Origin of the sequence: Thalassospira sp. (assembly GCF_048059015.1) — a bacterium.
GTDB lineage: Bacteria > Pseudomonadota > Alphaproteobacteria > Rhodospirillales > Thalassospiraceae > Thalassospira.
On sequence record NZ_JBLLNT010000008.1, the window covers coordinates 232,496 to 257,819 of the forward strand.

Sequence of the window (25,324 nt, forward strand, 5' to 3'; positions counted from 1 at the left end):
TTTTGTCGTGCGGTTCGGGTGGAAGCCCGAAGAAATCCGCGACATGCCGCTTGATGATATCGCGCTGTGCATCGAAGCCTATGAGGAAGATGCACAGCGCGAAATTTCCGCTCTGGAAGGTCTGAGCAATGGGTAAGAATTTCGTTGTCAGCATGGTTCTGAATGCCCGGGAACGGGTCGCAGGACCAATGCGTCGCGTTCAAGGGATGCTTACAGGTATCCGTGCGCGGGCTTCGGCGGTTTCCCGAAGCCTAGGCTTTCACAAGATTACCGACGGGTTTCGCCGCCTCGGGTCGTCCTTTGTCGGTCTAAGTCGTCATATCTCCGGGGTTGGTGCTGGCCTTCTTGGTTTGGCCGGTATCGGGCTTGGGGGCGGATTACTGGCGTGGATACATGGCGGGGCGGATGATGCTGATGTTCTGGCGAAATTTGGCAGGACTGTCGGGATCAACACCGAGGCTTTGCAGCAATGGCAGCACGCAGCGAACCAAGCTGCGGGCATGACAAACGAGGAGCTTCGCAAAAGCTTCCGTGATCTGGCAAAGAACGTGGGCGATGCAGCTAACGGGATTGGCCGCGCCAAACCGATCATCGAAGCGCTTGGGATTCCTCTGCGTGACAGTCAGGGGAATGTCCGGGACCTGAATGACATTCTGCCGGATCTGCAGGATGCGTTCCGCAAGATTGAAAACCCGGCGCTTCGAACGTCAACCGCGATGAAGCTTTTCGGCGAAAGCGGCTCAAAGATGGCTCTGTTGCTGACCCAGCCGCAGGCCGAAATGGACCGTCTGTTCGATGAAATGACCGATCTTGGCGTGATCAGCGACCAAGCGGCCAAGGATACCGAAGCCTACAACGACGCGATGGATTCATTCGGTAAGTCGATTACTGGTGTTCGCAATGGGTTGATGGGTGCTTTGTTTCCCGTCCTGACGCCATTGGCTACCAAGATGAAAGAGTTCGTTATCTCGATGCGGCCACAAATCGTCTCGAGCCTTAGTGCGGCGATTGTGGGTGTTTCGGCAACCATGTCGCAGTGGTTCACGGTTGCCAAGGATGGCACCACACCTGCCGGTCAAGCGGTGATGGGCTTCATTTCCACGATCGAAAATATGATCGGCTATGGCGCAAGTATCGTTGACTTTCTTGGCGGCTGGCAGAATGCGGCGCTTGGCTTTGCGGCCTTGATGGCGGGGCCGTTCATTGCTTCGCTTCTGAGCGTCGGTACCGCGTTTGCCAATCTCGGGTGGGTTTTGGCGTCAAATCCGATCGTTCTGGCGGCGGGGCTGATCGCCGGGGCTGTTTATACGATCTATGATAATTGGGATGGGATCGTTTCCTATTTCACCGAAAAGATCGACGCAGTCCGGGGTGCTTTCAAAACCGGATTTATCGACGGTATCATGGCTTATATGGCCGCGTTTAATCCGTTCGCGATGTTGTATGACGGGTTCACGGGGCTGGTGGAATACATCACCGGTTTTGACCTGGCCTCAATCATCGAGGAAAAGATCCGCGCAATGGTGTCGGTGCTGCCCGATTGGATGGTCGACAAGCTCGGGATATCGAAGTCAGAACCGGCGTCGGTGGCTTCTGGTGAGCAGCAACCAGACACTAGCCCTGTTTCTCCGCCGAGCATTTCTCAGACCGCTCAGCGGGTCGCTAATGCTCGGGTTGAAAGCCGAGGTGTTGCTCCTGCGGCGGAAGCCCCCGAGGGTAAGATCACAATCGAGCTTGTCGGTGATGGTGCGCAAGCGGCGCGGGTAACGCGCACAACGTCCCGAGGTATTGGGCTTGAAACCAACCTCCGAACCGGCCCGAGTTTGGCTGGTATGGGGGCGGGTTAAGGTTTGGGGGTGTCATGCTTGATCTCGATTATTCGACCAACATCGATGATGTGATCGACCATCTCAATGAGTTGGAGAAAAAGCATATCCCCTTTGCCTTGTCGCGCACTATTAATCATCTGACCTATGAGGGGCGGGATCGGGTAATTGATGAACTGCCGCGTCGCTTCACAATCCGTGAGAAGTCGCTCAAGGCGTCGGGTGGCGGGCGGCGCGCGCTTTGGATAAAGCCAAGCAACAAGGGTCAGGCAATCATTCAAGCCGAGATCGGTACGCCGTTCTGGTTCTTTGAGGATCAAGAAGCTGGCGGTACCCGTCGCGGCAAGTCGGGTGAGGGGTCGTGGATTCCGGGTTTGGGTGCGCGAACCCGGAAATCCAAAGAGGGCCGTGTTGCGCGCCGCTTCACCAAACAAAAGGTTCGTCAGGATCTCAAGGCTAATCGCGCATATCCGAAATCGCGGCGATCAAAGCGTCACAAGCAGGGATATGCCAAGCAAAAGCCGTTTGTGATCGATCTTGGTGGTGGGAAACGCGGCGTCGCCATTCGCCAGAAAAAGGGTAAGCGCGCGCCGCTATCGCTGCTCTGGGTTATCCAAGATACCCGAATGATCAAGCCGCGCTGGCGCTTTGAAAAGACAATGACCGGTGTGGTCGAGGGGCGATCGGCACCGGTTTTTGTTCGCGAGTTGCGTGATGCGCTGAAATCGTCCCGGTCAGGTCCAAAGAAAAGCATGTTTGTCGAGCATTTGATCGCAACCGGACCAGTGCCAGCGATCCCGGGTTCCGGTGGTTTGTCTGGTGGCGATACGCTTGATCAATTGTCACAAGTAGCGCGCGGTTTGCCGGGGATTTGATATGGCGTTTGCAGATGAACTACGTCAAGGCAGCTTTCGGGGTGTGCCTTTCCACACCAAATCGCGCAAGCTGTCATCGGGTCGCCGAGGGCCAACCTTTGAGCGTCCAAACCGGGATGAAGCAGAATCGCAGGATCTAGGGCGTAAGGCTCGATCTTTCAATGTTCCCGCTTTTGTGATGACCTCTGATGGTTTTGGTGCAAGGGATCGGCTTTTGGCGGCTCTTGATGCAGCGGGGCCAGGTACGTTTGTTGACCCGTTTGGTGGTCGGTTTGCTGAGCGCCGCGTCAAGGTCGTTACCTATGATCTTGACGAAAGTTTTGATGCTGAATGCGTGGCCAGTTTCTCGATCACCTTCGAGGAGGTTGGTGAGAATACCGAGCGTGGCTTTACGGCAGGCCGGATATCGCCCGCGTTTGAGCTTGAGCAGAAATCGTCGTCCCTGAGTGTCGCTGCGCAAGACGCCTTTGTTAACTCATACGTCACGGACGGTATGCCGGGTTTTGTGCGGCAAGCAGGGGGTGAGGTAATTGGCGCTCTGACCGATCAGGTTGGTGGGCAGGTCTTCACAGCGCTTGGTGTTAGTTCAACCATGCAAGATGCCGTGTCAGAGATCGGTGCCGTGGGTGTAACCGCTCTGACCGGTGGTGGTCTTGATATTGCGACCGGGTTGTCCGCTGGTTTCACGGCACTGTCAGGGGCGGTGCCCGCTGTTGATGATGGTGTGACGGGTTTCCTGTCTTTGGCGGGGTTTGAGGCGTCTGGGATTGATGTTCCGATTTCAACCGCGACCCGCGAGATTGAGGCGGTTAACCGGACAGCTCTTGGCGCTTTTGTTCGGCGCACCTCGATCGCAATGGCGACCGAGCTTCTGCCGAAATATACCTTCCTGTCCTATACACAGGCGCAAACCGTCTCAAAGAGCTTTGTCAGCGTGATCGATGCTGAAATCGAGCGATCTGGCAGCAGTGTCGCGGGCGAAAGTGACGATGGTGTTTTTGCGGCATTGTCTTCGGTTCGCTCTGCTGTTCTTGACTTCACGCGCGAGGCGGGGGCGGGCAAGGCCAACGTGATCGAGGATCTGCCATGGCAAACCGAACCATCCGAGGTGATGGCCTATCGTCTTTATGGCGATGCATCCCGCGCAGGCGAAATCGTAACCCGAAACAATCTGGCGCATCCAAACTTGGTGCCGTCATGGGCTCCGGTCGAGGTTCTTGATGAGTGATATTCCCGAGATCGAATTGAATGGCCGGATCTATGATGGCTGGCAGAAATGTTCGATTAATATGTCGATCAAGGATATTGCCAGCAGCTTTGCACTGACGGTTGATGACTTCTCGCCCGAAGACGTGGGCGATATGTCGGTCAAGATTAGTTGCGGCGGGGAGCGGCTTCTGACGGGCTGGCTTGATCGGGTGGATACCTCCACGGTTCCCGATCGGGAAGGGACCCGGATTAGCGGTCGATCGAAAACAGGCGATCTGGTCGATTGCGCAGCGATCGTGCAGGGTGGCGAGCTTCGAAATGCTTCTCTGATCGATGCGTGCCGCGAGCTTTGCAAACCGTTCGGTGTAGGTGTCGAGGCGCTTTCTGATACTGGTGATCGATTTGACCGCATCAAGATCGAGCAAGGCGAGACGGTTTCGCAGGTGATTGACCGTATCAGCCGTGAGCGCGGGTTTAATGCTTGGGCGTCTGTAAATGGAGGCATCGTTCTGGGTCGCCCTGGATCTGATCGATCCGATGCGTTGCTTCGCTATCGCTACACTGAAACTGGTCAACTTCGGTCTGATAACAACATTGTCGAGCTAAGCGGTTCGTTCGATATGTCGGGCCGTTTCAGCAAGCTGGTCATGCGATCGCAGGCAGCAACGAGCGATATGGATTTCGGTCTGTCTGCTGCGCAGTCAGAGGCGATCGCGATTGATGAGGCGGTCAAGCGGTATCGCCCCGCAATCCTGACCTCGGACGGGGCGGGGTCATCGGCACAGCTAAAGGCGCGGGTCGAGTGGGAGGCATCCCGCCGGATCGGTCTTTCGACCGGTGTGAGTTATCAGGTTGAAGGCTGGCGGCAGGTGCCGGGCGGTGCGTTCTGGAAGCCGGGGCTTGTGGTGCCGGTCGAGGATGAAAAGAACAATATCAGCTATGACATGCTGATCGTGTCTGTGTCCTTGACGCTTGATGAGGATGACGGTGGTTACCGCGCCTCTTTGTCGTTGGAGCCAAAAGCAGCATGGGTGCCAAAGCCGGTCTTTAAGGAGGCCGACGGCGATGCTCAATATGCTGCGCTGCGCGCTGCAGTTCGGGGGTGAGTGCGATGTTGGAGGGTCTGTTCGATCGGCTGTCACGGCGTGTCGAAAATATGCTGTTTCGTGCGGTCATTCGCCGGGTTCGCCTGACCGATGGTTCCGGTGCGATGATTGCCCAAGTCTCGGGTCGTGCCGGCGAAACGCCGGATGATGTATTGATCATGCATCACTATGGCTTTGATCAATACCCGCTGCCGGTCGATGAAAATGGCCGTGGTGCTGAAATGATGGCGCTGCAGGTCGAGCGCAACTTGGTGGTTGGTTTGCCGCCCATGGATCGGCGCCACAGATCGAAAAGCGGCGTTACCGATCCGGGTGAGGTCGGCTTATACGATGATCAGGGCCAAACATTCACGCTAAAGCGCGGGCAGGTGGCTGTCTTGGAGACCAAGGTTCTACGGATCGTGGCGACCGAGAGGATCATTTTCGACACGCCGGAAGGCGAGTTTACGCAGAACGTCAAGATCGGCGGCAGCTTGGATGTTGCGGAAGATATTACCGATCAGACGGCGAGCTCAAACACGCAGACGGTGGCCGGTATGCGATCAGTCTATAACGGCCATGACCACCCTGAAAACGATAATGGTGGCCCGACGGGAACTCCCAATCAGGATATGTGATCAATGACCAATTTGATTACCGACATGTCGCTCCGCTTCGATAACGAGGCGGGGCGTTTTGATTTGCAGCTCTTGGGGGATGGGTCTGGCGGTCTTGATACGGATCACGGGCTTGAAACGGCGGTAACAGCGTCTCTGTTTACCGATCAGCGGGCGCGCGATGACGATGAATTGCCTGACGGGAAGGACCGTCGCGGTTTTTGGGGGGATACCTGGCCTACGATTTCGGGGATGAAAGTCGGGTCTCGGTTCTGGCTTCTTAACCGCGCCATCATTACCACCGAAACGGTGGCGCGTGTTCGTGAGTATGGCGCTGAGGCGCTTCAATGGATCGTCGATCAGGGCTTTGCCAGCTCGGCGTCTTTCGAGGCTATCCGCGATCGCGATGCTGGTCGATGGGTGATCTCGGGGTGTGCAGTGATTGAGCGCCCGAACAGGCCGGTGTTTGAGCGCCGGTATTCAGACATCTGGAAATGGATGGATAATAACTCATGAGCAAACTGACTGGTTTCCAGACGCCGGATTTCTCGACCTTGCGCGATGCGTCCAAGGCTTACTATGAGGGTGAGCTTGGGCAGGGTGTGACGGTTGGGCAGGGGCCTGTCCCTGCAATGCCTTACATCGATGGTATCCTTGCCAAGGGGGCATACGGCTATATCGACCATATCGCGTCCGAGACGATGGTGCTTTATGCGACCGAGGATAACCTCGATGGTCACGGCTTCACATGGGATGTGAAACGAAATCAGGCGACCCGGGGTGGTGGTCTGGTGGCTGTCTCTGGTTCATCCGGTGCGGGTTTTACTGTGCCGCAAACCGCGCGCGATAAGTCCGGTATCGAGTTCAAGTTGGTTGAAAGCGTGGTACTGGATGGAGCGGGTGCGGCAACCGCCTCTTTCATCGCTGTCGAGCCCGGTGCGTCCGGAAATCTTGAGGCGGGCGCAAAGTTGACTTTGACCTCGCCAGTCGAGGGGATCGATCCTGTTTTGGTCGTGACAGGTGATGGTTTCACCGGCGGTGCGGACAAAGAACTTGATGGTCGCAAGGGCATCAAAGAGCATTATCGCGGTCGCATCCTTGACCGTATTCGCACACCGCCGCATGGCGGTAATAAAGATGATTATATCAAATGGGCCAAAGAGGTCGCTGGTGTAACGCGGGTCTGGCCGTCGCCCCGTGAAATGGGGCTTGGGACCGTTACCGTTCGCTTCATGATGGACAAGCTCCGGGCAGACGTGGAGGGTATCCCCACGGCGGCGGATGTGTCGTTGGTGCAGGATTATATCGATGAAGAGCGGCAAGTTAACTGTGATGTCTTCGTGGTTGCCCCGATCGCACATCCCATCGCGATAACGATTTCCGGACTGGACCCGGATACCCCGGAAATTCGATCGGCGATCGAGGCGGAAATTCGCGACATGCTCTATCGCCGGGGTGAGCCCGGGGTCACGGTCAGTAAAAGCTGGCTGACCGAGGCGATCGCTATTGCAGCAGGCGAAGATCGGCACAAGATGACAGTGCCAGCAGATGATGTGGTCTGTGCTGTTGGTGAAATACCGGTGATCGGGGTGGTGTCCTATGTCGCGTGAACGGCTTGAGGCATATGCCGACGTAATTGCCGGTGCTTTTCCGCCCGGGGCGGCATGGCAGGGGTTTCGCGATTACGACGGTGTCGGTCATTCGTTTCTGATTGGCAAGGTCGCAACATGGCTTGATGTGGACCTCACAGCTGAGCGTTTGGTGCTTGAAAGTCAGCCTGCGCGTGCTGTGCAGATGCTGGCCGATCACGAAAAGCAGGTAGGCTTGCCCGATTGTTGTTTTCAAACGGCGGGTTTGCCGATCGAGGATCGCCGAGCTGCGGTGCTTACCCGATTGCGTGCCACGGGCGGTCAGCGTCCGCGATACTTTGTCAATCTGGCGGAAAGCCTCGGTTATCAGATCGAGGTTGTTGAATATCGCCCCTTTATGGTCGGCATAAGCCAGGTCGGCGGGGCGAACTCCTCGAACAACTCACGCAGCACGCGATACGATATGCTTGGCGCTACCGCCGATATGCGCGCTTGGTGGCGTGTTCGGGTGCTTGGGCCGCGCGTTACGTGGTTCAAGGTCGGGGTTTCGACCTTGGGGCAGGACCCGCTGGCGTGGATATCGCGAGCGGAAGATTTGGAATGTCTCTTGGGTCGGTATCAGCCGGCCCATTCTCTTTTGACCATGTCATATGAAGGTGAGTGATGCAGTATCAGCCGCCAGTTAATGGGGATGCTCTTGATCCCGATCGTCCATACGTAAATCCGAACCCGGCAGCGAGTGTCGAGGGGTCAATTCCCCCGGCAGAGGCGATCGAGCATTCGATGCGCGAGATTGTCAACGCGGTCAACTTTTTCCTTGGTACGGTTGAAAATCCCTTGCCTGCCTCCGAGGCTGATCTTCAGCAGTTGCGCAAGGCAATCCAGCAGGCAGTTGCGGATGGCACCGCGAATGGTCTATTTCGTGATATCCCTGCCACCCTGACCGCCGGTTTCAACACCGAGTTCGTCGATCTGACGGTCGCGGCGGGTGTGGCGACTTTCGATCCAACCGCCCGTAGCCGGTTCAAGCATGTTCTGGATGACGCGATCCTGATCGATAACCCGGCTGTGATCCCGAATGCTGGACCGGCGATGATCAAGCTGGCACAGGATGGTACCGGCAACCACGCGGTTGACTGGGGCGCGAAATATCGTGTGACCGGCGATATCAATTATGCGGCCAATTCCGTGTCCAAATGCATGCTTGAATATGACGCTGCTGACGATGTTATTGACGTTGTGATCACGCAGCGTGCAGGAGCCTGATCATGTCGCTTTTGATGGAAAACAGTGTTGCCAAGATTGGCTGCGGTGATCCGGGTGATCCGATCCCATTTGCAGCACTGCTCGAAGGCAACAATTACCTTCAGTTTCCGGCAGCGGGTGCCAGTACTAAAAAGGCACTGTTCAATCTCTGGGTAAAAGGTGTGTCGGACGCTTTCAATAGTTACATTTATTCGTCCCCTGATCTTGCCGGGAGTTCGTATTTCTATCTTGGCCATTCCGGAAATCAGACCCGAATTATTCATCGTGATGTGAGCAATCAATTCGATCTTTCGGTCGAAGGTTTTGCTCGTGACGGTGCGGCATTCAGGAACTTGCATCTTGAGATCGATGCAACCCAGCCGGTTGCCGAAGACCGGGTGAAACTGTGGGTAAATGGCATGTTGGTCACTTTGACCGGCACCTTCCCGGCTCTTGATTATGCAATGACCAAACTGGGTGGCACAGCCCACCAGTATGTTTCGTCTTGGGTCGGATCGTTCGGAACTCCGGCTGGCGGGCCGGGCCATTATGCGGCAAATGTTGCGTATGGTGATGACCCTGATGCCTACTCTTTTGCGGACTTCGGTCGTTTTAACGCTCAAGGTGATTGGGTGCCGAAGGCGGTTTCGGATCTGTCAGGGTTGCGGTACTTCCTGCCATTCTCTGACCCAGCGAATATGGGCGCGAACCTTGCCGGTGCTGACCTTGTCGAAACTGGCGCTGTTGCGCAATCAGCCGATACCCCAACATCGTTCAAGCATTTCTCGTTTGATATGCTGCGCTTCTGGAACTCTTACACTGGCGCACTTGCTACTTCTGAAGGTGGTTATGCGCACTCATCGACAAACTCTATCGCAGAGAAAGGCGGAACTGTTAATCGTGTAATTTCCAGAGGGAAAATATACGCAGAATTTAAGGCCGAGCTGACGGGCTATGGTTCCAATTTCTGCGGGATTGGAACGATTTCGGCTATCGACGATCAGAAGCCGGGTGAGCGCAATGACACAGTGCTCTGGCTAGATGGCGGAAACCTTAGGCAAGGCGGGGCTGCTACTGCTCATGGCAGTGCGCTTACAACCTCATCAGATGTCATGAGGATGGCCATAAATGCGGACACCAAAGAAGTCTGGTTCGGGTTGAACAACACTTGGTTCGGTGGTGGTGATCCAGAAAATGGCATAAACCCGAGTGCGACAGGCTTGGCGGACGAAATCATCATCGCATCTTATGCATACTCTGATGAGCTGTTAAAGCTGTCAGCCAATCTTGGTCAGATAGCTTTCGAGTTTGCCCCGCCTGCCGGTTTCAGCGGCCTGAACAGTGCTGAAAACAGCTTTGACTGTCCCGCCATTTTGAAGCCAGACGATTACGTGACTGGGCGGATTACAATCGGCGGCGCTGCCGTTGCCGACCTTCCTTGGAACCCGCTTGTTGAAAAGACGCTTTCACTATCGGTTCGACTTGACGGTGATTACAGCCGCCGTGTCAGTACGTCTGTTCGCGGAAGTGGTCTATGCTTCGAGATTGACCTGACGACTGGCGAAATACCATGCAGCATGGCATTTACCAGTACCGGTGTCACCTTTGGTGCCGACGATGAATATCAAGGAACGTGTCTTCATCTGTTCTGGCGTGTCAGTGCGCTTGCCGGAATGGACATCCCGGATGTTTTTAATCACGTCAATGGCACACCTTCATTGGTCAATACGTCGCTTGGCGGCGTCAAAGAATATGGCTGGTTGCTTCCAATTGCCGGGGGTGACATTCGAACGTTCCATAACGGGTTGGACGCGGATCAGTACCTTCGACTGAACGAAACACAGGGCTATCAGACCGATGCAGGGTGGTGTGACCGAACTGCCAATACTGTCACATATGGCGGATCACTTGTGAGCGGTCAGTACCTTCCTGTGATTTGGCGAGGTATTCCGCAGTTCTCGAACTTCGCGATGAAAAAAGGGAATGGGGTGGCGGATGGTCCGCGTTTTGTCCGCGACTTTACGTCGTTGATCGATATCCTGAAGAACGCAGACACGACCGCCGAGACAGTGCTGTTGGACAAGCTGCGCGATCCATTCAACCCCGCTGAGAACATTCTCAACCTTTCAACAGCAGTTCAGCCAAACATTCAGGCCAATAACAAGGCAGATTTGGTTTCCGACGGCACGAAAGTCCGAGGTTCAGGCGGGGCCTTGAACGGAAACGGAAACCGGATCACGTCTGCCTCGTGGGCGATCACGCCCGGTAAATTCGCAACTGCGCAATAGGAGCAATCAGCCATGCGTTACCCTTTGTATGTGATCTTTAACGAAGACTGGTCGCTCAACCGTTATGAAAATGGTGTGAGCTTTGTCGCTGAAACGGCGCGTCCGTTCACAGATGCGACCAAGCATCCAGTTGCGACCCTGCTTGAGCACTATGTCAAACCGATCAGCCAGACCCCGAAGCCGTCAAGTGAATGGCAGAACGTAGCCAGCCAGCCGGACGTTCTGATTGAGGGCGAAGATGCTGCTCAGACTGCAAAATTGACTTGGCAAACCGCCCCGATCAGCCTGGATCAGGCAAAGGCGAAGCTGCGGGCGAAGGTCAAGCAGTGCAAGTTTGAGCGGATGGATGCAGGGATCGAGTTCGCCGTTGGTGAAACGACCTATCTTGTCCAGACCGACGCGGATAGCCGCAGCCTGATCGACAGTACCTTTGCGCTAGCGGTCAATGGTTATCTGCCCGATGGGCGCGGCTGGCGTATGGGGGATAATTCCTACCCAACCCTGACCCAGCAGCAGTTGATCAATATGGCCTTGGCCGTCGGTTCGATGGTCGGGGCTTGTTATGATGCCCAATCGGCGCAAGAGGCCGAGATCAATGCCCTGACTGATCTTGATGCCTGTATGGCCTATGATTGCAGTGCCGGTTATCCCCCGGCACCTAATCTGGCTTAACATCGTTTGCCCCTTACGCGCCCAATTCACTCAGTCGCCGATCGGCGGCTTTTTTAATGCCTGTTTGGTAGGGGGTGCCGGCATGGACAAGCCGCCACATGAGATCGAGCCCGAATGGCTCACGGCGCTGAAATTCTGGTGGCCGGTCGCGGGCCTGACGATTTATGCCCGCATTCTTTGGCATCGAAATTTGGTTGCCAAGGGGTTTCGCCGGTTTTGGGGGCGTGAGCTTCTTTGGGAATTGGGAACAGCGGGGTTCTGTTTCGCGATTTCCATGGGCGTGGTGGATTACTTCGATTTCAGTATCGAGGGTGCCTGCGCGGTTGCCACCCTGATTGGCTGGCTTGGCCCGAAAGGGTTGCAGGCCATGCTGCTCGGGCGTCTGAAAGGGGTCTGAAATGGATCAAATTATGTATGTCTTGCCGTCGGTTGCAGTTTCGATGGTTGTTCAGTTTTTTTTGGCGGTCGCGGCGTTCTTCCTCGTGCGTTTGTCGCTCAAATGGCTGGACCGAATTATTGGCTTTGACTTCAAGGACTGGATCTCCAATGCGGATCATATGGCTGTTTCTCATTACCTGTCTTATCGGATTCTGGCCGTCTGCATCTTGGTCGGGCTTATTGTTTCCGGATCGCTATGACGGCGAATTCCGCCAGCATTCAGGGCGGTATTTGCCCGGGCTGGATTGGCGGCTTTTGAAAGCGCAGTGCTATCAGGAAAGCTTATTGCGTCCGGATGCCGTGTCGCCCGTTGGGGCTCAGGGGCTTTGTCAATTCATGCCCGGGACTTGGCGGCAGGTTTCCGGGCAGATTGACCTACCGCCAAATGCCTCGGCCTTCATGCCGCAGCTCTCAATCCGGGCTGCGGCTTTTTATATGGCGTCACTACGTGGCCAATGGTCTTCGCCGCGCCCGGAATGGGATCGTCACAGCCTTGCGCTTGGCAGTTATAACGCCGGCCTTGGAAATCTCCTCAAGGCACAAAAGGTCTGCGGCGGTCCCGTTCTATATCGAGACATCGTTTCTTGCTTGCCCGATGTGACAGGTCATCACTCTCGCGAGACGATGACCTATGTCGATCGGATCTGGCGTTGGTACGGGCAAATGATCGGGGGTGGGTAATGGGTGGTGTCTTAAAGCTGGTGGGCGGATTTTTCTCGGGCAGCACGCTTTGGTGGTTGATCGGTGCCGTCGGTGTCGGGCTGATCGCCTTTGCCGGCATGCAAACCCTTCGGCTGAATGCAGCGGAGGCGCGGGTCGAAGCCGCTGATATCCGTGTGGCGCGTTGGCGCGATGCGAATATTCAGAACATGGAAACGATTGATCGTCTCCGCCTTGCCCGAACGCGGATCGAGGTCGCGCTATCAGATGAGCGCGATCGCCGATCGAAATCAGAAGCCAGGTACAAATCTTTTATCGAGGGGGTGAATGATGCGCCAGAAAATGGCTGTGTCGGTCCTGCTGTGCGCGGTCTTTTTGACCGCCTGCGGGGCGATGGTGCCGGAACCGATTCAGGTGACCCAAGTGATCGAGGCCGAGGTTCCGGGTGAGCTGACGACCTGCGCGCCGCGCCCGGATAGCCCGAGCCCGCCAGTCACAGATAAGAAGGTTGGCCGGTATATCGTCGAATTGCTTTCCGCGCACGATGATTGCTATGGCAAAAACCGGAAAATCGGTGAGTTGTTTGGTCCGGATGTGTATCTCGGGCCGTAATTTTATAGCGTGTCAAACCTGCAACCGGTTTGGCACGCATTTTTTTTGTCGCATCGATGCTCGCCGCGCCCACTGATCGGACAATAGAGCGGGTTAGGAGGGTTCTGCTTTGACCCCATTTGCGTTGTTGGTGTCGCGCCAAGTCCGTTGCATTCCTGACAGCGCAACCGTTGGAGTATCCGCCCGAGCTTTGTTTCTTTGCCATATCGGCGAATTAGCGGCTCGAACTCAAGGCGGTTTGAGTGCCTGCAGGTGGCGTTAATGCAGGTGACCAAGCAGTGATCGTTTTGCCGAGCTGCTTCATGCAGCGATATATATCCATCCCAATCGATAGCCATCACGCATCTTCCGTTGTCGATCGGTGTGGATATGGCCCTTGGCGCTAATACAGCAACCCCGTTTCGGCGGGGGTTGGGTCGTAGCACCGACCCAAACCGGGATGGGCAAACATCCCACGGCTAAGCCGCCCCGCACTGCCGTCGACGGCGGGCGGGACAGTACAGGTAAATCGCTAACAAATGGAAGATGTAATCAAGTGTGAACCGCCAGCCCCGTGGCTCGGCGGCAAAAGCCGTTTGGCCAATCGGATCGTTGATTTGATCGATGGTATCGACCATGACCTTTATCTAGAGCCGTTTATTGGAATGGGCGGTGTGTTCTTTCGCCGTCGCCGATCGGTAAAGTGTGAAGTCATCAACGACTATAATGGCGAGGTCGCCAACCTGTTTCGCCAGTTGCGCCGCCATCATTCTGTTGTGTTGGATGAAGCCCGATTCCTTCTGGGCTCGCGAGAGGAGTTCGAGCGTTTCAAATCTCAACGTCCGCAACTGATGACCGAGATCGAACGGGCGGTGCGGTTTCTTTATCTGCAGCATCAAGCGTTTGGCGGTAAGCCGTCCGGTCAGAACTTTGGTGTCGACCGTGATCGGGGATCTCGCTTCTCGATCGAGAAGATCGAGGTCAATATAGAGCGCATCCGCAAGCGCCTGTCGCATGTAATTATCGAGAACTTGGATTTTATCGAGGTGATCGATCGATATGACGCTGGCCGCGCGCTCGTTTACCTCGATCCGCCATATTACGGTGGTGAGGGGGATTACGGGAAATCGCTGTTTTCTCGTACTCGGTTTGTTGACCTGGCTAAACGTCTTTCCGGTTTGGCCGGCACATTCATTCTGTCGATCAACGATGTGCCCGAGATCCGCAATATCTTCGGGGATTTTGCTATGATTGAAGTGCAGACCAAATACACGGTGCAGGGTGGTGAGGCCAAGCCTGTTGGCGAGCTGCTGATCTCGAATGTCGAAAGTGCGCTCGTGGGTGGCCAAAAGACCCTGATCTGACGGCCTAGCAGGCGATCATGATCAGGGCGCGTTCCGGACTGTTTCGGCGGTAGCGTTCCTGCGCTACCGTCACTTTTTCACAGACAGGCGTGACGCTATCGAGGCCGCGATTGCCTGTTGTGTTTCCCGCTGAGCATCAAGCTTACGATGGGCATATCGCATCGTTGTATCGGGTTTGGCGTGTGCCAATAGCTTCTGGATCATGTCGAGCGATACGTTGTTGTCGACGCCTTCGGTCGCAAAGACGTGTCGCAAGTCCCTGATAGTAAGGTCTTCGATCCCGGCCATTTCTTTGATTTTGCCCCACGGTTTTTTGGGGCTGACCATGTGCCGGTGCAGTTTGGTCCCGTCGGGGTTCGTTCCGGGCTTGCCCGGAATAAGCCAAGGGTTGTCCTTCCAGTCTGGGTGGTCCAGTCGCGATTTGATGACCAGCATAGCAAAGTCATTCAGGATGATGTCTTTGCGCTTTCTTCGACCGCGCCGCTGTGTGGTGGCCGTCTTGTGATCGTCAATGGTTAGTATCTGGCGGTTAGCGTCGATTGCTTCGAGCTTTGCCGTCATGATCTCATTGCGCCGCGCGCCGGTGAGGATCACCAGTCTGATCAACCAGCAAATGGCCACATTGCCGATCTGGTACCGCTCATACTCGTCGAGCGCTTTGGCCAGAGCGGACCACTCCCAATCTTCAAGATCGCGCTCCCTCGGTTCTTCCGGGTCGGCTGATACGAACCTGCAGGGATTCGATCCATCTGGGCGCATCTTCCAAAGCTCAGCAAGGTTAAACATTTTGCTCATGCAGGCGAGTGCGCGGTTCCCGTTTACCGCGTATTTGTCCTGCATGGTCCTGTGTAGCTTGAAAACATCGTCATACTCGATCTCATCGACGGCCTTTTCCCCAAGCACCGGCAGGATGTGCTTTTCAAGCAGGATTCGATCATTATCTCGGGATTGTCCCTCTTTACGCCTGACTTGGACGTGATCGGAGAGGTAGCGAGAAGCCAAGTCGGCTACTGTAGGCTTTTCTATCGGTGTCCTTGCTGATTGCTTGTCTTGGGAAGGGTCCCCGCCTTGGTGAACAATCGCGAGCCATTCCTCTGCCTGCTTGCGTGCTGACGGTACCTTGTGGGGGCCAAAGTTCCCGATCTTGGGTTTGCGTTGTTTGCCTGTTTTGTTTCGGTAAAACAGCCCAAAACTGCGGTTCCCAGCCTTGGTGATCTTGAAGAACAGGCCGTGTACTTGAGTGTCCCAGATGATGGTGTCACCGCCCGGATCTGCGGGGGTGTCTTTGCATAGGGTGTTCGTGAGTGTTTGCTTGAGCGTTGGCATGGGCGTGTACCTAGGTAGCAAATAGGTAGCAACATTTGCAGAAAGTGGCGACGCTCGTAAAGAACTTAATAAAATGAATTGGTCATTTTTGGTTAGTGTATCCAATCATTTATGGGGTGTTTGTGGGGTTTGTGGGGCTGTTGGGAGATATGCCGGAATAGTGGCGATTAAAGATTCCTAATCTGGGGGCCACAGGTTCGAATCCTGTCGGGCGCACCACTTCTCCCCGTAAATCTGTTGATTGATCTTCGAGTTTCGCCTTTTGCGTGTGGCGCAGAAGTCCCTGCACCGCTTGAAAATCGGGTAGAATCTTCTCATATCCCTATGAGGTGCCGCTGGTCAGTTTGTGCCTGCTTCGCACCCAATCAAACAGGGCTGGGAGGATGGAATGACAAACTGGATCAGACTTCCCAATAGTGAGGGAAACTGCGTTGCTGCTCCGGACGGAGCGCAGGGGCAAAAAGCCTATCAACGCGAAGTCGGACGTGCTGGTTTTCAAGGGCCGTCTGCACAGATTTATCACAAACATCCACCTGCTGGTTGGGCTGCGTTCGAAGGTCCACTGAGGCCACGCGCATTCAACCTTGGCAAGCTGGCACCTGGTCCGGCGTGCCCGTTACAGGCAAGGCGGGTCCTTTACAGCGATACGATGGAAGTCCGTTACTGGAAAACGGATGAGAAAATGCATGCATTGGCGCGCAATGCTGATGGTGACACGCTGATATTCGTTCATCACGGCGACGGTGCGCTTTTCTGTGATTATGGTCATCTGTCTTATCGGGATGGCGATTACATCTTGCTTCCGCGTGGAACCGCGTGGCGGATTGAGCCGTCATCAAGCAGCGAGTTCATGTTGATTGAGGCAACGGCAGATGCGTTCGGGTTGCCTGATGCATCCATGGTCGCAGGCGGAACGTCTGTTGATCCGATGTTGTTTACCCTGCCAAGCATTGATGACGCGTTCTTGGCGCAGCAGGACGAAGCGTTTTGGGAAATCCACATCAAACGTCGCGGGCAGGTTTCAACGCTTACCTATCCCTACAATCCGCTTGATGCAATTGGATGGGAAGGGGATCTGTGTGTGGTGAAGCTGAATTGGCGGGATCTGGCAAGTCGTCGTTCTGTTGGTAAGAAAACGCCGCCTGCTGCACACTGCACCTTTGTCGCGAACACCCTTTCAATCAGCACCTTCATCCCCAAAATCGGCGAAGGAGAATCCGGTATTCTGCGTGTGCCGTTCTATCATTCGAACGAAGATGTTGATGAGTTCATTTTCTATCATCGCGGCGAATTCTTTGCTCGTGGGGATATCAAGGCCGGCATGGCAACCTTCCATCCAAGCGGTTTCCCACACGGCCCACATCCAAGTTCCTATCAGGAGAAGATGATCAAGGCGCCGGTCGAGACCGAAGAAGTTGCTGTAATGATTGATAGTCGAACGTTCCTGAGCGTCGATGAAACCATTCCCGATGGGGCGGAATGGAAGGCCTATGTCAAAACATGGGAAAAGGCGCAGGAAACCTTATAAATGCTTGCTTGTATGGCTCAGTGAATGGCAATCTGTCGTCACGGGCGGAGATGAACGGTTTTAGGGGAAGATCGTTAATGAAATTGTCAGTTTGTCGGGCTACCTTAGGCTGTCGCGACGCAGTCTGACTTTGATAAGAAATGCCAGTTGCTTTTGCTAATAACAGATTTTTCCCGTGCTCCGCTGATGTACCTTTTCGCTCTGGGACAGCAGCGCCGGTAGGTTAACCAAAGCCCATAATGAACAAACAGAAGATCGTACAAGCTGTAAGCCATAAAACACCTGAGCCTTCGATGGTGCCAGAAGACCCCTTGGCATGTTTGCCACAGACTTTTCTGACGCGAGGGGTAAGAACCCCGTTTACCAGCAAAACGCTGCGCTATGCGCGTGTGGCTACGGGTAAAGGTGGGCGCGCGATGATTATGCTGCCTGGTTTGGCGGGCGGGCTTGGCACCTATGAGTTGCCACTTGATACGTTGCGCGACGTTTTCGACCTTTCAGTACATGACAGAATGTTGTTCGATCGTTTGCTCGAACTCGAAAATGTGCATCCGAGCACCGTCTTGGAGCATTCGCGGACTGTCGGAAGCACCGGGGTCGGCGGGATCGAACTGGCGCGAACCTGTACTGAACGTAACAAAAACGAGAAGTCGTCGCGTGAGCTTGGTCAGTTGGCCGTTTTGCACCGTGCGTTGCTGCAACTTGGCGGTGCCGCTGTTCAGGATATGAAGCGCGAAGAATTGATGACCATGGAAGGTCAGGTGCGTGCGCGTAAGGCTCTGAACCGCTTTGCTTCGGAAAACAAGGTCGAAAATGACACGATCATCGACAACCTTGGTGAGTGGAGCAAAATGATTGCGCCAGTCGGGCTTAATCAGGAAGGGTGCGAAGGTCAGTTGCGTAGCCTGACTGCAGGTCTCAAAAAATTTGCAGGCGATATTGAAGAGTGGTCAAACTCGGAGCAATCCGATTTCCGCTTTATGGCAAGCCGCATCGTAAGTGCGACGCAGGCGACATTCGAACATGCCCGCAGAAAAGTTGCCGAAGTTGATAGCTGGAATGGCGAGCTAGGCAAAGTGCTGACCGATTGGGAGCGTGCCCAGAAAGATATCGGCAAAACGATCGATTATCTTTGGTGGCTGCTTGATGGTTGGCAGGAACTGATTGATGTCTGGGCCAAGCGCTCACTCACTGATCGTGCCAAACAGCGCGAAGTTATCGAAGAAATTGCAAGCTTTGTTCCTGTTATCCCGATCGCGGAAATTACCGACAAAGAGCAGCAATTCTGGGTGGATATCCGTGTGAACCAGATGCTTTGGGCGGGTGAACTGCGGAAGTTGGGTAGTGGTGAAATTGACGCTGATATGGTAGATCGTCTCGAACGCTTCAGGAGACAGTCTGCATGAAGATCGAAGACGCCGGAAATCTTGGTGCATCGCAGCTCGGACAATTGTTTGAGTCTTTAAGCGGTTCAGAAATTGCACGCTTTACCCGTGCGATTGAAAGCGATCGTGCAGATCCGAAACTGCCCCTGCCTCATGAAGCCATTCTTCAGATTCTGCGTCCACGTCTTGCTTCGTTGAAGCCGGAACGTTTTCCCACGCCAATGCGCCAGTTCTGCGACCCATTCGAAGATCTACTGACTTCTGCCGAGCCACGGGAAAAAAGTATCCGTATCAGTCGATCGTCATTAATGCCGATTTGGAAGGTCGTGACGTCGGCTGGCGGGGCAGACTTCCAGCAGGCAATGAAAGATATCGAAAGCGCTGCGCTCGCGCGCGACACTTCAAAGCTCGCCGTTGCAGAACGTACCTTGTGGAAAATCGGTGCCCGGGTAATCGAAGACGAAATCAATAACTCGCATGATGGAATCAAGCAGGAACGCGCGCTTGCAACCCAACTTGGGTCGCGCATCCATCTCAAGGCCTTTTCCGATGTTGGAAAAATTCTAAATGTTGGGGCAGAAATCGCCGAAGTGCGCGAACGCTTCCCCTCGGCACCGATCAGGGCGCTTGATGGCAATGATGTAACTTGGCTAAGGGACAAGTTTCTCTCAATATCGAAAGAAAAACCGGGCTTTGAACCTATGTTCCTTACGGCAGTTCTCGCCCGACTTCTGCGACCCAGTGAGCTGTTTAAACTGATCCGTGTCCTGTCGAACAAATCCGATGACCGCACGATTGAGAAAACCAACCTTGCTGAAACAGGTGATCTGATCATTGATCTGTTGGCCGAGACCGTGGCCGAGATCGAGCAGGGCGTTGGTACCGGTAAGGACGAAGCGCATATCTTGCAACTGGCCCGTTGGTACGCATCGGAATTCACCCGCATTACCCGCGAATTTAAAATCCGCAAGGATGGGCGTTGGGGCGAGAAGCTTCTCGAAACGCGTCGTCGTGTGTCGCGTGCCTTGGCTGATACGATGTTCGGTGCGTCGCCAGAGCGTGTGATTGATGCGCTTCCGAAAATGGAAGTGCGCCAAGGTCCGGGATCCGGTCGTGGATTGGCGCGTCCGTTGTTCGCGCAGGACTTTGACGATGAAAAGGTTCTGGCAGCCGAAAGATCCGCCGAAGCCATTGCCGAAACCGCACGTATTTCCGACGTGTTGGCAGCGCAAAGTTCTGCCGCAAAGGCTGTTGTTGAACTCAAGAAAAAGCTTAATCAGATCGGTCGTGCAGGTGTTGACGGGATGGGGCGTTTGACGCCGGAAGAAATCCCCAACGCACAGCGCAACTTGATGGCAACGGTTCGGTTGCTTGAGATCGTTGATGGTCCCGAGGATGCAGACGTTTTACGTCGCCGTGGCATGTCGGCCATTCGTGCGCTTGAAAGCCAGAAGGCGAGCTAAGTCTCGTCGGGCAAAGTGCTGCTTTTCTGAAATCTTTAGTCTTATTTAGTCCGCAATACGCCGGGCCAATTGAGCTGCGGTGTCGAGCTGATCAAGCCAGGTCATAAAGGCCCGGATTTTTGGCAGGCGCGCGCGACGCTTGGGGCAGCAGGCATAATAATGAAACGGGCTTGCCTGCGGTGGGCCAAAGGGCGCGACGATCCTGCCGGATTTTAGTTCATCCTCAATCGCAAAGGTTGGCAATAGTGCAACGCCAAGTCCGGCTGCCGCCGCTTGCATCGCCATGGTGAAATGTTCGAACTTCGGGCCATTTTCACCATCAATATCATGAAGTCCGCTGGCGGCGAGCCAATCTACCCAGCCGCGCGGACGGGTGGCGATATGAAGCAGCGGGTAATTGCGCAAATCCGATGCCTCTGCTGGTCTATCAAGATTGGCAATCAGCTGTGGACTGCAGATGGGCACCATTTCCTCGCCATGCAGGATATGCGGATCAAGTTCCGACCAGTTGCCTTCGCCAAACAGAACGGCGATATCAATCTGTTCGCGATCAAAGTCGGGCATGCCGATGCGCGAAATAAAATTGATGGCAATTTCCGGATGCTTGGTCCGAAAATTTGGCAGTAATGGAATAAGACAGCGCGACCCAAAGGTCGGCGGTGCAGCCACGGTCAGAACCCCGCTTTCTGATCCACCCGAAAGAAGCGTCAGTGTCGCACTTTCCAGCTGATCCAGCGCAGGGCGGATCGATTGCAGATAGCTTTCGCCTTCAGGCGTCAGGATAAGGCGTTGTTTTTCCCGCGCAAACAGCTTGCAGCCCAGCCAGCTTTCAAGGCTTTGAATTTGTCTGCTCACCGCACTTTGCGTCAGATAAAGCTCCTCGGCCGCACGCGATGCATTGCCAAATCGCGCGGTTTGTTCAAAGCAACTAAGGGCCTTCAGGCTGGGGATGCGGCGGCTCAATCGACGGTCCTGACATTTGGTGTTGGTGATAGTTTATGAGTTTTTCGCATAATCTATCGCAGTTTTATCATTTGCAACTTGGTCTGCCAATTCCTAGCTTACAGGCATAAGCAAATAAGCTTTCAGGGGTAGCGTCATCTCGCCCTTCTATGGCGCTGCCCCTGCTTTCTATCGAAAAATTCATAAAGGATCAGGCAAATGGCAAGCCGCGCACCGTTTCATTGGGAAGATCCGCTCCTGCTTGAAGAGCAGTTGAGCGAAGAGGAACGCATGATCCGCGATGCGGCCCGTGCATATTGTCAGGAAAACCTCCAGACCCGCGTTCTTGAAGCCAATCGTCATGAGGTATTCCATCGTGAAATCATGACTGAGATGGGTGAACTTGGTCTGCTTGGTCCGACCATCCCCGAGGAATACGGCGGACCGGGTGTGAACCACGTGGCCTATGGCCTGGTTGCCCGCGAAGTTGAACGTGTGGATTCCGGTTATCGTTCGGCGATGTCGGTGCAAAGTTCGCTCGTGATGCATCCGATCTTTGCCTATGGCAGCGAAGAACAGCGCAAGAAATACCTGCCGAAACTGGCGACTGGCGAGTTCGTAGGCTGCTTTGGCCTGACTGAGCCGGACCACGGTTCCGATCCGGGCGGCATGAAAACCCGTGCCCGCAAGACCGAGGGTGGCTTTACCCTGACCGGTGCAAAAATGTGGATCACCAACAGCCCGATCGCAGACGTGTTTGTCGTTTGGGCCAAGGATGACGAGGGTGTTATTCGCGGCTTTATCCTTGAAAAGGACATGAACGGTCTGTCGGCACCAAAGATCGAAGGCAAGTTTTCGCTTCGTGCGTCGATCACGGGCGAAATCGTCATGGATAACGTCTTTGTGCCGGAAGAAAATATGCTTCCGAATGCCAAGGGCCTTGGCGGTCCGTTCGGTTGCCTGAACAAGGCGCGTTATGGCATTGCCTGGGGTGCAATGGGTGCGGCTGAATTCTGCTGGCACGCAGCACGTCAATATACCTTGGATCGTAGCCAGTTTGGCCGTCCGCTTGCCGCCAACCAGCTGATCCAGCTGAAACTGGCAAACATGCAGACCGAAATCACCCTTGGCCTGCAGGGTGCGTTGCAGCTGGGTCGTCTTCTGGACGCGGGCAAAGGTGCGCCGGAAGCCATTTCGCTGATGAAGCGTAACAACTGTGGCAAGGCATTGGAAATTGCCCGTGTTGCCCGTGACATGCACGGTGGTAACGGTATTTCTGACGAATTCCACGTCATCCGCCATTCGATGAACCTTGAAGCCGTGAATACCTACGAAGGTACCCACGATGTCCACGCCCTGATCCTGGGCCGTGCGCAGACGGGGCTGCAGGCATTCTCTGCTGAAGGCTGAGACTGATAAAACGGGCGGCAGCAGAAATGTTGCCGCCCGCTTTGATTCTGGACTGACCAATCGTATCGACTAATTCGGGATGATCTGATGACTGGCGCGCTTTCCGGACTTCGTGTTCTTGACCTTTCGCGTGTTCTGGCGGGGCCATGGGCCAGCCAGACCCTTGCCGATATGGGGGCAGAGGTCATCAAGGTTGAGCGTCCCGGTGCCGGCGATGATACGCGCGGCTGGGGCCCGCCCTTTGCCAAGGACGCCAATGGTGAAGACACAACCGAGGCTGCCTATTACCTGACTGCCAACCGTGGCAAAAAGTCACTGACGATTGACATCACCAAACCCGAAGGACAGGAAATTGTCCGCGACTTGGCTGCACAAAGCGACGTGGTGCTTGAAAACTTCAAGGTCGGCGGGCTTGCCAAATATGGTCTGGATTACGCAACTCTTTCGGCGCTGAACCCGAAACTTGTTTATTGCTCGATCACCGGATTTGGGCAGGACGGCCCCTATAAGGACCGGCCGGGTTATGATTTCATGATCCAGGGCATGGGCGGGTTGATGAGCATCACCGGTGCACCCGATAGCGTAGCTGGTGGTCAGCCGATGAAAGTCGGCGTTGCGGTGGCTGATATCTTTACCGGGCTTTATGCGACGATTGGTATTCTTGCGGCACTCCGCCATCGTGATGAAACTGGCGAGGGGCAATATATCGATCTGGCGCTTTTGGATGTGCAGGCAGCTGTCCTAGCCAATCAGGCGATGAACTATCTGACGACTGGGAATGCACCGGGGCGTCTTGGCAATGCGCATCCCAATATCGTGCCCTATGAAGCCTTCCCGACGGCGGATGGTTATCTGATCCTGGCGGTTGGTAATGACAGCCAGTTCAAAAGCTTCTGTGCGGTCGCGGGTCTTGATGATCTGCCCTTGGATGAGCGTTACGCCACAAACCGCAAACGTGTTGCTAATCGTGATGCCCTCGTGCCACTGATCCGTCAGGCGATGGTTGCCAAAACCACCGATGAATGGATTGCGGCCCTTGAAAAGGCGAACGTGCCTTGCGGGCCGATCAATACGCTTGATCGTGTGTTTGATAATCCGCAACTCAAGCATCGCGGCATGGTCAAACAGCTTGACCATCCAACTGCCGGGAGCGTTCCGACGGTTGGCAATCCGATCAAGTTTTCCAAAACACCGATCACGGATGAAAAAGCCCCGCCCATGTTGGGGCAGCACAGCGATGAGATCCTCCGTCAAGTCGCAGACCTGAGTGATGATCAGATCGCAAAGCTTCGCGAAGCCGGGATCGTTTAGATATAACAATCCCTTGTCTGATCAGGTGATGTTGGAAATACTGATCGCAAGATCAGTAGATAATGCAGGGTTCGCATCATGAAAATCGCGGTAATGGGCGCAGGCGCCGTTGGATGTTATTACGGGGCAATGCTGGCGCGTGCCGGGCATGACGTGACCCTGATCGGTCGCCCAAACCATGTTGAGGCCATGAACCGCGATGGCCTACTGCTTGATTTCGGATCATCGCAGGAATATGTCGCGGTTAGTGCGGCGACAGATGCGTCGGCAATTGCCGGGGCAGAGTTGGTCTTGTTCTGCGTGAAGTCGACTGATACGGCCGATGCTGGCGCGCAAATCAAATCGTTCATCAATCCCGATACGATCGTGCTTAGCCTTCAGAACGGTGTTGATAATGCCGAACGTCTTGGTGCGGTTTTGGGGCAGCCGGTGATCCCGGTTGTTGTCTATGTCGCGACCAGCATGGGCGGGGCAGGGCATGTCAAACATCATGGCCGGGGTGAGCTAGTCATTGGCCCATCTGCGCAAAGTCAGGTTGTTGCCGATACGCTACGTCCTGCAGGTATCCCGGTTGAGATTTCTGATAATGCGGATGGCGCGCTTTGGTCAAAGATGATCCTGAACTGTGCCTATAACGCGCTTTCTGCGATTACTCAGCTTCCCTATGGGCAGTTGGTGCAGGGGCATGGTGTTTGGGATGTCATGCGAAGTGCCGTGGATGAATGCTTGGCGGTTGCCAAGGCCGATGGCGTTGAGGTTCCCGGTGATGTCTGGGGTGCGATTGAAAAGATCGCTGCAACCATGCCCGCACAGTTTTCATCTACCGCGCAGGATTTGGCACGCGGCAAACCCAGCGAAATTGATTATCTGAACGGCTATATCGTTCGCAAAGGTGCCGAATTTGGCATCTCCACACCAACCAATCTGACCCTTCATGCCCTGACCAAGCTTCAGGAAGGTAAATCAGCCTGAATGCTGCGGTAAGCGCGGAATTGCTTACGCAACAGGTTTGTCTTTGGTGGGGGGCACGGCAGGGACAGGTGTTTGCGCGATCCCGAATGTCCGTTTGACGGCGGCGATAATCTGATCGTTAAAGCCAACCAATGCCGCAGCCAGAACAATCAGGACGCCACCCATCAGGCTGACCGGGGCGGGCAAGACACCAAAGATCAGAAGATCAAGGGCAATCGCCCAGATCATGGCGGTATATTCGAATGCTGACAGGGTGGATGCCGGGGCGCGTGCCAGTGCTTCGGTCATGGCAATATGCGCAAGCCCGCCGGTTAAACCAGCACTAATTAAAAGAACAAGACTGTTTGTTGAAATTGTCGACCAGCCAAATGGCAGGCTCAGCAGCCCACCGATCGAACAAACAATCGCAAAATAAAATGCAATTGTTCCAGATGGTTCGGTGGTGGTGAGGGACTTGATCTGGACTTTGGCAAAGGCGGTGGTGATTGCAAAGGCAACCCCGGCCCCAATGCCGATCATGGTGTTATG

Annotated in this window: 27 protein-coding genes; 24 read left to right on the forward strand and 3 right to left on the reverse strand. The window is 54.8% G+C overall.

The window, feature by feature from the left end; genetic code table 11:
* The first annotated feature begins 7 nt into the window (after nucleotides 1-7).
* The 18 genes from ACMZ66_RS13155 (at nucleotide 8) to ACMZ66_RS13240 (ending at nucleotide 14,459) form a co-directional block, all read left to right on the forward strand.
* The gene (locus tag ACMZ66_RS13155; protein WP_416937661.1) at nucleotides 8-136 is read left to right on the forward strand and encodes a hypothetical protein; all 129 of its coding nucleotides are present in this window, start codon (nucleotides 8-10) and stop codon (nucleotides 134-136) included.
* Nucleotides 129-1,847 carry a hypothetical protein gene (locus ACMZ66_RS13160; protein WP_416937662.1) on the forward strand — a complete coding sequence of 573 codons (1,719 nt, stop codon included), beginning with the start codon at nucleotides 129-131 and terminating at the stop codon, nucleotides 1,845-1,847. Before ACMZ66_RS13155 ends, ACMZ66_RS13160 begins: the two co-directional genes overlap by 8 nt.
* 14 nt (nucleotides 1,848-1,861) lie before the next feature.
* Complete coding sequence (locus ACMZ66_RS13165; protein WP_416937663.1) at nucleotides 1,862-2,701, forward strand: hypothetical protein; 840 nt, start codon at nucleotides 1,862-1,864, stop codon at nucleotides 2,699-2,701.
* A gap of 1 nt (nucleotide 2,702) precedes the next feature.
* Nucleotides 2,703-3,929, forward strand: a complete 1,227-nt coding sequence (locus ACMZ66_RS13170) for a DNA circularization protein (protein WP_416937664.1) — start codon at nucleotides 2,703-2,705, stop codon at nucleotides 3,927-3,929.
* Nucleotides 3,922-5,016 (forward strand): phage baseplate assembly protein, encoded by a 1,095-nt coding sequence (locus tag ACMZ66_RS13175; protein WP_416937665.1) that lies wholly within the window; start codon nucleotides 3,922-3,924, stop codon nucleotides 5,014-5,016. Before ACMZ66_RS13170 ends, ACMZ66_RS13175 begins: the two co-directional genes overlap by 8 nt.
* Nucleotides 5,017-5,021: 5 nt before the next feature.
* Entirely contained in the window at nucleotides 5,022-5,633 is a 612-nt protein-coding gene (locus ACMZ66_RS13180; protein WP_416937666.1) for a phage baseplate assembly protein domain-containing protein, read from the forward strand.
* Between the two features lie 3 nt (nucleotides 5,634-5,636).
* The gene (locus ACMZ66_RS13185) at nucleotides 5,637-6,128 is read left to right on the forward strand and encodes a phage GP46 family protein (RefSeq protein ID WP_416937667.1); all 492 of its coding nucleotides are present in this window, start codon (nucleotides 5,637-5,639) and stop codon (nucleotides 6,126-6,128) included.
* Entirely contained in the window at nucleotides 6,125-7,222 is a 1,098-nt protein-coding gene (locus ACMZ66_RS13190; protein WP_416937668.1) for a baseplate J/gp47 family protein, read from the forward strand. Before ACMZ66_RS13185 ends, ACMZ66_RS13190 begins: the two co-directional genes overlap by 4 nt.
* Nucleotides 7,212-7,865 carry a putative phage tail protein gene (locus ACMZ66_RS13195; protein ID WP_416937669.1) on the forward strand — a complete coding sequence of 218 codons (654 nt, stop codon included), beginning with the start codon at nucleotides 7,212-7,214 and terminating at the stop codon, nucleotides 7,863-7,865. Before ACMZ66_RS13190 ends, ACMZ66_RS13195 begins: the two co-directional genes overlap by 11 nt.
* The gene (locus ACMZ66_RS13200; RefSeq protein WP_416937670.1) at nucleotides 7,865-8,467 is read left to right on the forward strand and encodes a hypothetical protein; all 603 of its coding nucleotides are present in this window, start codon (nucleotides 7,865-7,867) and stop codon (nucleotides 8,465-8,467) included. Before ACMZ66_RS13195 ends, ACMZ66_RS13200 begins: the two co-directional genes overlap by 1 nt.
* A 2-nt stretch (nucleotides 8,468-8,469) precedes the next feature.
* Nucleotides 8,470-10,734, forward strand: a complete 2,265-nt coding sequence (locus tag ACMZ66_RS13205; protein ID WP_416937671.1) for a DUF7483 domain-containing protein — start codon at nucleotides 8,470-8,472, stop codon at nucleotides 10,732-10,734.
* Nucleotides 10,735-10,746: 12 nt separating this feature from the next.
* Nucleotides 10,747-11,406 carry a DUF4376 domain-containing protein gene (locus ACMZ66_RS13210; RefSeq protein ID WP_416937672.1) on the forward strand — a complete coding sequence of 220 codons (660 nt, stop codon included), beginning with the start codon at nucleotides 10,747-10,749 and terminating at the stop codon, nucleotides 11,404-11,406.
* A gap of 82 nt (nucleotides 11,407-11,488) precedes the next feature.
* Nucleotides 11,489-11,803, forward strand: coding sequence for a phage holin family protein (locus tag ACMZ66_RS13215; RefSeq protein WP_416937673.1), 315 nt, complete (start codon nucleotides 11,489-11,491; stop codon nucleotides 11,801-11,803).
* A gap of 1 nt (nucleotide 11,804) precedes the next feature.
* The gene (locus ACMZ66_RS13220; protein WP_416937694.1) at nucleotides 11,805-12,044 is read left to right on the forward strand and encodes a hypothetical protein; all 240 of its coding nucleotides are present in this window, start codon (nucleotides 11,805-11,807) and stop codon (nucleotides 12,042-12,044) included.
* Nucleotides 11,953-12,525, forward strand: a complete 573-nt coding sequence (locus tag ACMZ66_RS13225) for a transglycosylase SLT domain-containing protein (RefSeq protein WP_416937693.1) — start codon at nucleotides 11,953-11,955, stop codon at nucleotides 12,523-12,525. Before ACMZ66_RS13220 ends, ACMZ66_RS13225 begins: the two co-directional genes overlap by 92 nt.
* On the forward strand, nucleotides 12,525-12,953 hold the full coding sequence (locus ACMZ66_RS13230) for a hypothetical protein (RefSeq protein WP_416937674.1): 429 nt from the start codon (nucleotides 12,525-12,527) through the stop codon (nucleotides 12,951-12,953). Before ACMZ66_RS13225 ends, ACMZ66_RS13230 begins: the two co-directional genes overlap by 1 nt.
* Entirely contained in the window at nucleotides 12,919-13,116 is a 198-nt protein-coding gene (locus ACMZ66_RS13235) for a hypothetical protein (protein WP_416937675.1), read from the forward strand. Before ACMZ66_RS13230 ends, ACMZ66_RS13235 begins: the two co-directional genes overlap by 35 nt.
* A gap of 518 nt (nucleotides 13,117-13,634) precedes the next feature.
* Nucleotides 13,635-14,459, forward strand: a complete 825-nt coding sequence (locus ACMZ66_RS13240) for a DNA adenine methylase (RefSeq protein WP_416937676.1) — start codon at nucleotides 13,635-13,637, stop codon at nucleotides 14,457-14,459.
* Between the two features lie 69 nt (nucleotides 14,460-14,528).
* On the opposite strand, the gene ACMZ66_RS13245 is transcribed toward ACMZ66_RS13240, so the two are convergent.
* A complete protein-coding gene (locus ACMZ66_RS13245) occupies nucleotides 14,529-15,785 on the reverse strand; it encodes a tyrosine-type recombinase/integrase (RefSeq protein ID WP_416937677.1) in 1,257 nt (418 codons plus the stop codon).
* A gap of 388 nt (nucleotides 15,786-16,173) precedes the next feature.
* On the opposite strand from ACMZ66_RS13245, the gene ACMZ66_RS13250 reads away from it, so the two are divergent.
* The 3 genes from ACMZ66_RS13250 (at nucleotide 16,174) to ACMZ66_RS13260 (ending at nucleotide 20,161) form a co-directional block, all read left to right on the forward strand.
* Nucleotides 16,174-17,313 (forward strand): homogentisate 1,2-dioxygenase, encoded by a 1,140-nt coding sequence (locus tag ACMZ66_RS13250; protein WP_416937678.1) that lies wholly within the window; start codon nucleotides 16,174-16,176, stop codon nucleotides 17,311-17,313.
* Nucleotides 17,314-17,729: 416 nt separating this feature from the next.
* On the forward strand, nucleotides 17,730-18,719 hold the full coding sequence (locus ACMZ66_RS13255; protein ID WP_416937679.1) for a hypothetical protein: 990 nt from the start codon (nucleotides 17,730-17,732) through the stop codon (nucleotides 18,717-18,719).
* Entirely contained in the window at nucleotides 18,716-20,161 is a 1,446-nt protein-coding gene (locus tag ACMZ66_RS13260; protein WP_416937680.1) for a hypothetical protein, read from the forward strand. The genes ACMZ66_RS13255 and ACMZ66_RS13260 overlap by 4 nt, the downstream gene beginning before the upstream one ends.
* 45 nt (nucleotides 20,162-20,206) lie before the next feature.
* On the opposite strand, the gene gcvA is transcribed toward ACMZ66_RS13260, so the two are convergent.
* Nucleotides 20,207-21,124 (reverse strand): transcriptional regulator GcvA, encoded by a 918-nt coding sequence (gene gcvA / locus ACMZ66_RS13265; protein ID WP_416937681.1) that lies wholly within the window; start codon nucleotides 21,122-21,124, stop codon nucleotides 20,207-20,209.
* 198 nt (nucleotides 21,125-21,322) lie between these two features.
* Here gcvA and ACMZ66_RS13270 point away from each other — a divergent pair, with 198 nt between their 5' ends.
* From ACMZ66_RS13270 to ACMZ66_RS13280, 3 genes are all read left to right on the forward strand, one after another.
* Nucleotides 21,323-22,513: an acyl-CoA dehydrogenase gene (locus ACMZ66_RS13270; protein ID WP_416937682.1), complete on the forward strand. Its 1,191-nt coding sequence runs from the start codon at nucleotides 21,323-21,325 to the stop codon at nucleotides 22,511-22,513.
* Nucleotides 22,514-22,600: 87 nt separating this feature from the next.
* Nucleotides 22,601-23,824 (forward strand): CaiB/BaiF CoA transferase family protein, encoded by a 1,224-nt coding sequence (locus ACMZ66_RS13275; RefSeq protein WP_416937683.1) that lies wholly within the window; start codon nucleotides 22,601-22,603, stop codon nucleotides 23,822-23,824.
* Nucleotides 23,825-23,902: 78 nt separating this feature from the next.
* Complete coding sequence (locus tag ACMZ66_RS13280) at nucleotides 23,903-24,796, forward strand: ketopantoate reductase family protein (RefSeq protein ID WP_416937684.1); 894 nt, start codon at nucleotides 23,903-23,905, stop codon at nucleotides 24,794-24,796.
* Between the two features lie 24 nt (nucleotides 24,797-24,820).
* On the opposite strand, the gene ACMZ66_RS13285 is transcribed toward ACMZ66_RS13280, so the two are convergent.
* Nucleotides 24,821-25,324 (reverse strand): EamA family transporter (locus tag ACMZ66_RS13285; RefSeq protein ID WP_416937685.1); only part of this gene is annotated, 504 nt, incomplete at its 5' end.